General features: G+C 67.4%; 4 protein-coding genes. All 4 read left to right on the plus strand.

What is annotated here, in order from left to right; all coding sequences use genetic code 11:
- The first annotated feature begins 66 nt into the window (after positions 1-66).
- From J2W36_RS19845 to J2W36_RS19860, 4 genes are read left to right on the plus strand one after another with little or no spacing between them, the layout of a single operon-like run.
- Entirely contained in the window at positions 67-315 is a 249-nt protein-coding gene (locus J2W36_RS19845; protein ID WP_307691488.1) for an MbtH family protein, read from the plus strand.
- Entirely contained in the window at positions 312-1,052 is a 741-nt protein-coding gene (locus tag J2W36_RS19850; RefSeq protein ID WP_307691489.1) for a thioesterase II family protein, read from the plus strand. Before J2W36_RS19845 ends, J2W36_RS19850 begins: the two co-directional genes overlap by 4 nt.
- A complete protein-coding gene (locus tag J2W36_RS19855) occupies positions 1,049-6,367 on the plus strand; it encodes a non-ribosomal peptide synthetase (RefSeq protein WP_307691490.1) in 5,319 nt (1,772 codons plus the stop codon). The genes J2W36_RS19850 and J2W36_RS19855 overlap by 4 nt, the downstream gene beginning before the upstream one ends.
- Positions 6,367-10,977 carry a type I polyketide synthase gene (locus tag J2W36_RS19860; protein WP_307691491.1) on the plus strand — a complete coding sequence of 1,537 codons (4,611 nt, stop codon included), beginning with the start codon at positions 6,367-6,369 and terminating at the stop codon, positions 10,975-10,977. The genes J2W36_RS19855 and J2W36_RS19860 overlap by 1 nt, the downstream gene beginning before the upstream one ends.
- Positions 10,978-10,982: the final 5 nt, after the last annotated feature.

The following is a 10,982-nucleotide window of genomic DNA, read 5'->3' on the forward strand; positions in this document are numbered from 1 at the left end:
TGATTCGATCCGGTCCGCGACCGGACATCGGCCGCCCCTTCTGTTCAATCACACAAGGATGCACCGATGTCGACGAGTTGCTTTGACCGTGAAGACGAGACTTTCATCGTGCTGGTCAACCATGAAGACCAGTATTCGATCTGGCCGCACTGGAAGGCCATCCCCAGCGGATGGACCGCCGTCGAAGGGGTCAGGGGCGACAAGAAAACCGTTCTTGCGCACGTCGAGAGCGCCTGGACCGACATGCGGCCCCGCTCGCTGCGCGATTGGATGCAGCAGCAGGAGCAGCAGGCTGGGAGCGCGACCTCCCGATGAGGTCCGGGTCGGCGAAGTTCTCGCTGCTGTGCCTGCCCTGTGCGGGCGCCAGTGCCACCATGTATCTGCGCTGGCGACGCTTCCTGCCGCCATGGGTGCACATCGTTCCCGTGGAATTGCCCGGGCGTGGGGCGCGCATGGGCGAAGCCTTCTGCGAGAACTACGACGCGCTCGTCGCCAGGCTGTGCCAGGAGCAAGCGGGGGCGATGGGCGGCGAGTTCGCGCTCTTCGGGCACAGCATGGGTGCTTTGCTCGCGCACGGCGTGACCCGACGGCTTCAGTCCTTGCAGAGGCCTTTGCCGCGCGCGTTGCTGTTGTCCGGTTGCGCAGCCCCTTCACGACGCGATCCTGAACGCTTCGCCGGCGGGGAAGACGATGCTGCACTGATCGCCGAACTGCGCAAGCAAGGCGGTACACCTGAAGACGTGTTCGCAAGCGACGAACTCATGCGTATCACGCTCGATACGCTGCGCGCCGACCGCCGCGTTTGCCGCAGCCACGTTCATGCCATCGGCGAGCCGCCGCTGCGACTGCCCGTTTGCGCCTTCGCCGGTAGGCAGGACGACATCGAAGCGTCGGCCATGGCGGCCTGGTCTCATGAGACTGCCGACATTTTCACTCTCGACTGGATCGAGGGCGGCCACTTCTTTCTGCGGCAGCACGAGACGGCTTTCCTCGCTGCACTCGCGCGGCGTCTGCCGACCAGCCATCTTCAAACGCATCAGAGTTGGGTATGAACGAACTGCTCGCCAAGGCATCCGCTTGCCACCCTCCGCGCAACTTCGTGGCGCATCTGTGCGCACTGGCGCAACGACGACCGGACGATGTCTGGCTCACGGTGGTCGACGAAGTCGATGGCGTGCGCAATGAGCTGTCCTTCACCTACGCCGTCTTCGAGCAACGCGTGCGCGCGCTCGCGGCGCGGTTGCAGCAGCAGTTCGCTCGGGGCGATCGCGCGCTTGTCATGCTGGACAACGGCGACCACTATGCGGTGAGCATGCTGGCCTGCTTCTACAGCGGCGTGATCGCGGTGCCGGTGTTCCCGCCCGAATCCACTCGGCCGCAGCATCTGGCGCGGCTCACCGGCGTGGCGATCGATTCGCAGGCACGCTGCGCGCTTACATCGGCCGCATTCAGCGAAGCGATGGCAGCGGGTGACCGGCGTTTCGGTGAAGTGACCCTCGTTGCGGTCGACACCGTCGACCCCGCGCTTGCCGATGCGTGGCAGCCGTTCGAGCCGGCGGACGAAGACATCGCGTTCCTGCAGTACACCTCGGGCTCGACCTCGGCACCCAAGGGCGTCATCGTGACGCACGGCAACCTCATGGCCAACGAGCATGCGATCCAGGTCGGCATGGGCATTGGCCCGGATGACAAGTTCGTCTCGTGGGCGCCGCTGTACCACGACATGGGACTCATCGGTGGCCTGATGCAGCCGCTCTACAGCGGCATTCCCCTGGTGCTGACTTCGCCGCGCTACTTCCTCGAGCGCCCTGTGCGATGGCTCGAATTGATCTCGCACCATCGCGCGACACTCAGTGGTGGCCCGGACTTCTCGTTTCGGCTGTGCCTGGAGCGGGTGAAAGATGCGCAGATCGCCCAGCTCGACCTGTCCAGCTGGCGCGTGGCCTACACCGGCGCCGAGCCGGTACGTGCCGACACCGAATCCGACTTCATCGAGCGCTTTGCCGCCGCCGGCTTCGACCCCGGTGCGGTCTATGCCTGCTACGGCCTTGCCGAAGCGACGCTGTTCGTGACCGGCGGCCGACGCGGCGGCGGCATGGTGGCGCGCGGCTTCAGCGCCGAGGGCCTGGCCAGCGGCCAGGGCCACCCCAGCGACGGCGGCACCTTGCTGGTGGGCTGCGGCGCGGTGGCCGTCGACCACCACATCGAGATCGTCGACCCCGCAACCTTGTCGGTGGCAGCGCCAGGCTGCATCGGCGAAATCTGGGTGCATGGGCCGAGCGTCGGCGCAGGTTACTGGGGCAAGGAGCGCGAATCGCGCGAGACCTTCGTTGAGCGCGAAGGACGCCGCTGGCTGCGCACCGGCGACCTCGGCTTCGTCTGCGACGGCGAGCTGTACGTGACCGGTCGCATCAAGGACCTGATCATCGTGCGCGGACACAACCTCTATCCGCAGGACATCGAGCGTGTCATCGAGGCCGAGGTCGATGCCGTACGCAAGGGTCGTGTCGCGGTCTTCGCGGCCAGCGGGCCTGACGGCGAGGGGATCGGCGCCGCGGCCGAGGTTTCGCGCAGCATGCAGAAGCTGGTGCCGCCGCACGTGCTGGTCGAGGCGCTCAGCGCGGCCGTGAGCGAGGTGTTCGGTGAGCCACTGTCGGTCGTGCTGCTGCTCAACCCAGGCGGCATGCCCAAGACGACGAGCGGCAAGCTGCAGCGCGGCGCCTGCCGTGCCGCCTGGCTGGACCGCAGTGCCGACGCCTACGCGATCTGCGAGCGGGGTACTTTCATCAAGGGTGGACCGGTCGATGCGTCAGCCGGACTTCTCGCGCTCGACGACACCGAGCGCGCCGTCGATGCCATCTGGCGCGAAGTGCTCAAGCCCGCCGACGCGAGGCCGTTTGGACGCGATGCGCACTTCTTCACGCGTGGCGGCAGCTCGCTCACCGCCACGCAGGCCGCGGCACGCATAGCGGGCCATTGGGACATTGATTACCCGGTGCGCCTGATGTTCGAACACCCGAGGCTGCAGGAAAGTGCGGCCGCCATTCGGGCGCGGTTGGTGCAAGGTGCCCAAGGTGCGCGCGCGCGCCTGGCGCCCATCGCGGTGCTGCCGGCTGAGCGTCGGCTGGATGCGCTGCCGCTGTCCCATGCCCAGGAGCGCCAGTGGTTCCTCTGGCAGCTCGACCCGAGCAGCGCGGCGTACCACATGAGCGGCGCGCTCCGCCTCACCGGCGCGCTGCAAGTCGATGCGTTGCAAGGCGCGTTGAACGATCTCGTCGCGCGCCATGAGTCGCTGCGCACCGTGTTTCGTGCGGTTGATGACGGCGTCGCTGCGCAATGGATTCAGCCCTCGGCCACCTTCGCGCTGGAAGTGATCGACCTGCGTGCTGTGCCCGCAGGCCAGCGCGGGGAGTTCCTCGACAAAGAAGCCCACCGCATCAAGGCCACGCCCTTCGACCTCACCCAGGGCGGCCTGCTGCGCGCCGCTCTGTTGCGCCTGTCCGACGACACCCAGGTGCTTGCCGTGGTGATGCACCACATCGTGTCCGACGGCGCCTCGATGCAGGTGCTGCTCGACGAACTCGCCGCGGGCTATGCGGCGCGCCTGCAGGGCCGTTCGGCGGCGCTGCCCGTGCCGCGCGTGCAGTACGCCGACTACGCCGTGTGGCAGCGCGACTGGCTCGCTGCCGGCGAAGCAGAGCGCCAGCTTGCCTGGTGGCGCGCGCAACTCGGCGACGAGCACCCGGTGCTCGAACTGCGCACCGACCACCCGCGCAAGCCCCAGGCGAGCTACCGCGCGGCCCGGCATGCCTTCGAACTGCCCACGGTCTTGCTCGACCGTTTGCGTGGCGTGGCGCAGGCCGACGGTGGCACGCTGTTCATGGTGCTGCTGGCGGGCCTGCAGGTGCTGCTGCATCGTTACACCGGACAGCAAGAGATCCGCGTCGGCGCCGCCATCGCGAACCGCAACCGCGTGGAGTTCGAAAACGTCATCGGCCTGTTCGTCAATACGCTGGTGCTGCGCAACCCGATCGATGGCCGCACGGCACTGTCGCAGGTGCTGGCGCAATCCAGGCAGGCCGTGCTCGGTGCACAGGCCCACCAGGACCTGCCCTTTGACCACCTCGTGCAGCACCTGCAGCCCGAGCGCAGCATGAGCCACAGCCCGTTGTTCCAGGTGATGTTCAATCACCTGTTCGAGGACCACCGCGCGCTGCAGCGCCTGGAAGGCATCGCGGTGCAGGACCATGCGCTGCCTGATCTCCAGACCCAGTTCGACTGGGTGTTGGAAGCCCGCGAGCGGCCTGATGGGCGGCTGATGCTCGACGTGATCTACGCCCAAGACCTGTTCGAGCGGGACACCATCGCGCGCATGGCGCAGCACTACGTGGCAGTGCTGGCTGCACTGTGCGCCGACACGCGCCGTGCGGTGGGCGACATCGACCTGTTGAGCGCGCCCGAAAAGTCGGAACTCGCGCAATGGGGCGTCAACGCGCGGCACGAACCGCAGCCGCAACCGTTGCACCATCAGATCGCGCGGCACGCACAGCAGCAGCCCGAAGCCGTCGCGCTGCTGTTCGGCGACGAGGCACTGAGCTTTGCCGAGCTCGACCGCCGTGCCAATCGCCTGGCGCACCGACTGATCGCGCTGGGCGTGCAGCCCGATATGCGCGTGGGCATCGCCATGGAGCGCTCCGTCGAGATGGTGGTGGGGTTGCTCGGCATCCTCAAGGCCGGCGGTGCCTACCTTCCCCTCGACCCGGAATATCCGGTGCAACGGCTGGACTACATCGTCGAAGACAGCGGCATCGCGCTGCTGCTCGTGCACCGTGCCACGCGCGACCTGATCACCGCGCGTGCCGGTCTGGTCAAGCTCGAAGTCGATGGCGGCTACTTTGCCGACCAGCCGCAAGACGATCCGCGCGTTGCCCTGCATGGTGAGAACCTGGCTTACGTCATCTACACCTCGGGCTCGACCGGCAGGCCCAAGGGTGCCGCGGTGCGCCACGACGCAGTGCACAGCTGCATGGCCTGGATGCAGCAGACCTACTGCCTGAGCCGCGCCGACACCGTGCTGCACAAGGCGCCCTTCGGCTTCGACGTGTCGGTGTGGGAGATGTTCTGGCCCCTGACCGCAGGCGCGCGGTTGGTCGTCGCGAACCCGGGCGATCACCGTGATCCAGCCCGTCTGGTCGAACTGATCCAGCGCCACCAGATCACCACGCTCAACTTCGTGCCGTCGATGCTCCAGGCTTTTCTGGCGCACAAGGACATCGAGGCCAGTACGCGACTCAAGCACATCATCGTCGGCGGCGAGGCCATGCCCGCAGAAATGCAGAAGGAGACGCTGCGGCGCCTGAGTGGCGCCACGCTGCAGAACCTGTACGGCCCAACCGAGACCACCATCCACGTCACGCGCTGGACCTGCCGGCTGGAATGCGATGACAGCGACCAGCGGCTGGTGCCGATCGGCCAGCCGATCAGCGACACCCAATGCCACATCCTTGATGCCGACCTCCACCGAGTGCCTCGCGGCGTCGCCGGCGAGTTGTACCTCGGCGGCGTGAGCCTGGCGCGCGGCTACCTCCACAAACCGGGCCTGAGTGCCGAGCGTTTCGTGGCCAACCCCTTTGGCGATGGCACAAGGCTGTACCGCACCGGCGATCTCGCGCGCTGGAACGCCGAGGGCCAGATCGAGTACCTCGGTCGCATGGACCATCAGGTGAAGATCCGGGGCTTTCGCATCGAGCTGGGCGAGATCGAGGCGCAGATCCTCGCCCAGCCTGGCGTGCGCGAAGCCGTCGTGGTGGCGCGCGAGGGCGTGGATGGCGCATCGTTGGTGGCCTACATCGCGGCGCATGCACACGAGCGCATCGACACGGCAGCGCTGCGGGAACATCTGCGACAGGTGCTGCCCGACTACATGGTGCCGCGCGCCGTGGTGGTGCTCGAAGCCCTGCCGCTCAATGCCAACGGCAAGGTCGACCGCAAGGCGCTGCCCGAGCCCGCGGAGCTGGGCCGCGCGAGCACCTACGTGGCACCGCAAGGCCACGTGGCGCGCACGCTTGCGGCCATCTGGTCGGAGGTACTGCAGGTCGAACAGGTCGGCCTGCACGACAACTTCTTCGATCTCGGTGGGCACTCGCTGCTGCTGATCCGTGCACACCGGCTTTTGGAAGACCGACTGCAGGCCACGTTCCCACTGGTCAATCTCTTCAAGTACCCCACCGTCGAATCGCTCGCGGACTGGATCGAGCAGGGCGGCGTGCAAGCCGCCATCGCATCCACCGCCAGCGGCGACGAGCGTGCACTGCGCCAGCGTGCCGCGATGCTTCAACGCCGCAAAGCGGCAGAGAAAGTCAACTGATGTTCAAGCTCCAAGATACCGTCGAGCCGACCGGCCTCGAGATCGCCATCGTCGGCATGGCCGGGCGCTTTCCTGGCGCCGATGACGTCGATGGCTTCTGGCGCAACATCCGCGACGGCGTGGAGTCGGTGTCGGCGTTCACCGACGACCAACTGCGCGAGCGCGGCATTCCACAGCGCCTGCTGGACGATCCCGACTATGTGAAGGCCGGCGTGGTGTTCGAGGGCTTCGACCAGTTCGATGCCGGCTTCTTCGGCTACACGCCACGCGAAGCCGAGAACCTAGATCCACAGCAACGCGTGTTCCTGGAGTGCGCCTGGGCCTCGCTCGAGCATGCGGGCTGCGATCCGGCACGCTGGCCTGGCAAGGTCGGCGTCTATGCGGGCGAGGGCACCAACGTCTACCTGATCCGCAACCTGCTGCCGTCCTTCGGCCTGGGCGCACACACCGGCATCGCCGATCTGCTGGGCCTCATGAGCGGCAATTCCGGCGGGTCTCTGTGCACGCGTGTCGCCTACAAGCTCGACCTGCGCGGCCCCGCCGTGAGCGTGCAGACCGCCTGCTCCACCTCGCTCACGGCCGTGCACACCGCCTGCCAGGCGCTCCTGAGCCACGATTGCGACATGGCCCTGGCCGGCGGCGTGTGGCTCAACCTGCTGCAAGAGGGCGGCTACCGCTACCAGGCCGGCGCGATCCTTTCGCGCGATGGCCATTGCCGGGCTTTCGACGCCGATGCCGATGGCACGGTGATCGGCAGCGGTGCGGGCGTGGTCGTGCTCAAGCGCCTGGACGAAGCGCTGCGCGATGGCGACACCATCCATGCCGTCATCAAGGGCACGGCGGCCAACAACGATGGCGCGGCCAAGGTCGGCTTCACCGCGCCCAGCATCGACGGGCAGGCCGAAGTCATTCGCGCGGCGCAACTGATTGCAGGCGTCTCGGCCGACACCATCGGCTACGTCGAGACGCACGGCACCGGCACCACACTGGGCGACCCGATCGAGATCGCGGCGCTCACGCAGGCGTTTCGCGCCGACACCCAGCGGCGCGGCTTTTGCGCTGTCGGTTCGGTCAAGACGAACATCGGGCACCTCGATGCGGCGGCCGGCGTCGCGGGGTTGATCAAGGCCGCGATGGCGCTCAAGCACCACACGCTGCCACCGAGCCTGCATTTCAAGCGGCCCCATCCGCAGATCGATTTTGAAGGCAGCCCGTTCTATGTGAACGCGCAATGCCGACCGTGGCCAGATGGTCCCACGCCGCGTCGCGCCGGTGTGAGCGCATTCGGCATTGGCGGTACCAATGTGCACGTGGTGCTCGAAGAGGCGCCTGCGCAGCGGTACGCCGCACAGGGATCGGCCTGGCAGGTCATGCCGCTGTCGGCCCGCAACACCACGGCCCTGCAGATGGCCGCTCAGCAACTGGCCGATCATCTGGAAGCAGCTGATGCCGATGCATCGCTCGCCGATGTCGCGCACACGCTGCAGACCGGCCGGCGTGCCATGTTGTTCCGGGGCACTGTCGTGGCCGACGGATTGGTGACGGCCGTGCAGGCATTGCGCGCGCCCGAGAATGCTTTCGATCATGCGACCCGCGTCCCCGATGTCGCGCCCGAGGTCGCGTTCCTCTTTCCGGGCGGGGGCACGCAACACGTGAACATGGGGCTCGCGCTCTACCGCGACCACCCGGTCTTTCGCGAGGAGATCGACCGCTGCTGCGCTGCACTGCGCGAGGTCATGGGCATGGGCATGGACCTGCGCCCACTGCTCTATCCGGCCACCGGTGACGAAGCGGAGGCCGACGAGCAACTGGGCCGTATCGAATACACACAGCCGCTGCTGTTCAGCGTCGAGTACGCGATGGCGCGGCTGTGGATGTCGCGCGGCGTGCAGCCCGCCCTGATGTTGGGCCACAGCCTGGGCGAGTACGTGGCGGCCTGCCTGGCGGGCGTCTTCAGCCTTGAAGACGCGTTGCGTATCGTTGCCACGCGCGGGCGGTTGATGCAGTCGATGTCGCCGGGCGCGATGACCGCCATCGCGCTGTCGGAATCCGAACTCGCGCCCTTCCTGGCCACAGGCTGCGACATCGCCGCAATCAATGGGGATCAGTTGTGCGTGCTCGCCGGCCCGATGGCGGCCATCGAGGCGGCCGAACAGAAGCTGTTCGCGCGCGGGCTGATGCCGCGTCGCCTGCGGGTTTCGATCGCCTCCCATTCGGCGATGACCGAGTCCATCGTGGCCGAATTGCAGCAGGTGATTGCTTCCGTGCCACGGTCTGCGCCGCGCATTCCTTTCATCTCCAACGTCACGGGCAAGCCCATCACGGCGCAGCAGGCGATCGATCCGGCCTACTGGGGCCAGCACCTGCGCGGCACGGTGCGCTTCGCGGACGGCGTGGCGGAACTGCTGCGCGCCAAGGGCCGCGTGCTGCTGGAAGTCGGTCCCGGCGAGACGCTGGCCGGCCTCGCACGGCAGCACCCGTTGGCCGATTCGGCGGCAGTCATCCTGTCGAGCCAGGTCCATCCGCAGAAGCAGGCGCACAACGAATGCCAGATGGCGAGCGCAATGGGTCAACTCTGGTGCGCGGGTGTCGACATCGATTGGGCCGCGTGCCATCCGGGGCGGCAGGCCCGCCGGGTGCCGCTGCCGACCTATCCGTTCCAGCGCCAGTCGTACTGGACCGACATGCCCGAGCCGGGCAACGAAGCGCCGACATCGTCCATGCGCAAGGGCGGTGACGCATTCCACGTGCCGGTCTGGCAACGTACCGCGCCCGCGAATGCGTCGTCGACGCCTGCGCCGGTCGAGGGGTGCACGCTCGTGTTCGCAGAAGAGAGCGGGCTGACGGATGCGTTGATCCGTCAGCTGGAGGCCGATGCACCTGGGCATGCGGTGGTGCGGGTGGTGCTGGGCATTGGCTATGCCGAGACAGGCCTGCGTCATTTCTCCGTTCGCCCTGGTGAACGCAGGGACCATGAACAGTTGCTGCGCAAAGTGCAGTCCGACTCCGGACCTGTCACCAGGGTCTTTCACCTGTGGAGCGTGGATGAGCAGCCGCTGTTGCTGTCACCGTTGCCATCCGAGCAGGTCATGGAGCGCGGTTACTTCAGTCTGCTGGCGCTGGCCCAGGCCATCGACAGCACTTCTGGCGGGCGGGCGCGAAAGCTATCGATCGAAGTCGTTGCGAACCAGATGGAGGATGTTTCAGGCCTTGAGCCGCTGTGCCCCGAGAAGGCGATGCTGTTCAGCCTCTGCAAGGTGATCGCGCAGGAGTATCCGCACATCGCCTGCCGGGTGACCGATGTCGTGTTGCCTGTGCCAGGCAGCGTCGCCGAGGCGTGGCTGGCACGCCAACTCGCTGCGCCGAGGCAGGCGCCGCACGACGAAACGCTCGTGGCCTATCGCGGCCCGCATCGCTGGGTCAAGACCTATGCGCCGTTGCCGTGCGGGTCTGCGCCGCAGCAGCGCCTGCGCTCCAGGGGCGTGTACCTGATCACCGGCGGCCTCGGCGGCGTGGGGCTTGCGGTCGCGCGGCACTTGGCCGAGTCGTGGCAGGCGCGGCTGGTGCTGCTGGGGCGCACACCGCTGCCCGAGCGCAGCCAGTGGGAAGCCCTCCTCGCGGACGAAGTGCAGCCCCAGGCACTGCGGACCAAACTCGCACAACTGACCGAACTTGAAAATCTCGGCGGCGAAGTGCTCGTGGTCGCGGCGGACGTGGCCGACGCGGCCTCGATGAAGGCCGCCGCCGCGCAGGCCCGCGCGCGCTTCGGCATGGTGCAAGGCGTCGTGCACGCGGCGGGCCACGCGAACAGCGGAATGATCGCAACCCGCACCCGCGCCGCGATCGACGAAGTCTTCGCGCCCAAGCTGCAGGGCACGCGTTTCCTGCTCGATGCGTTGCAGGGCGAGCCGCTCGATTTCGTGCTGCTGTGCTCGTCGATTTCCAGCATGGCCGGCGGTCTGGGCATGAGCGACTACGCTGCCGCGAACGCCTACCTCGATGCGCTTGCCTCGCTATGGCAACGCAGTGCGACGCACCCGGTCATCGCGGTCAACTGGGACGCATGGCGTGATCTGGGCATGGCCGCGGGCCGCGTGCTGCCCGAAGGCATTGGCATGGATGGCCCTGCAGGCGCACGAGCGGTGGAACGCATCGTCAACGGCCCGGCATTCGCGCAGGTGGTGATCTCCACCACCGACCTGAACCAGCGCCTGGGCGAGCTGGACAACGGCATGCTCGACCTGCTGGAGACCGGCCTGGCCGCGAAGAAGAAGTGCCGCGAGCATCCGCGCCCCGCCCTCGACACCCCCTTCGTCGCGCCCGAGGGCGAGCTGGAGAGTGTGCTTGCGGGCATCTGGCAGGACATGCTGGGCATCGCCGGCGTCGGCATCGACGACAACCTGTTCGAGCTGGGCGGCGATTCGCTGCTCGCGATCCAGATCCTGGCGCGTGCCCGCAAGGCCTACGAGGTCGAACTGCATCCGGCCGCCTTCTTCAAGGCTCCCACCCTCCGCGACCTTGCGTTCCTGATCGAAACCCAGCTGATCGAGGAAATCGAGGCTGATGTCCCGGCCGATGCCGAACCCGATCGCTCGCCCGCAACCGTCTGAGAACG

The sequence above is a fragment of the Variovorax ginsengisoli genome, from assembly GCF_030811835.1.
GTDB lineage: Bacteria > Pseudomonadota > Gammaproteobacteria > Burkholderiales > Burkholderiaceae_C > Variovorax > Variovorax ginsengisoli_C.

What these genes read in the sequence shown, in the direction of transcription:
- J2W36_RS19845 (WP_307691488.1), top strand. Translation starts at nt 67, where the DNA reads ATGTCGACGAGTTGCTTTGACCGTGAAGACGAGACTTTCATCGTGCTG.
- J2W36_RS19850 (WP_307691489.1), top strand. Translation starts at nt 312, where the DNA reads ATGAGGTCCGGGTCGGCGAAGTTCTCGCTGCTGTGCCTGCCCTGTGCG.
- J2W36_RS19855 (WP_307691490.1), top strand. Translation starts at nt 1,049, where the DNA reads ATGAACGAACTGCTCGCCAAGGCATCCGCTTGCCACCCTCCGCGCAAC.
- J2W36_RS19860 (WP_307691491.1), top strand. Translation starts at nt 6,367, where the DNA reads ATGTTCAAGCTCCAAGATACCGTCGAGCCGACCGGCCTCGAGATCGCC.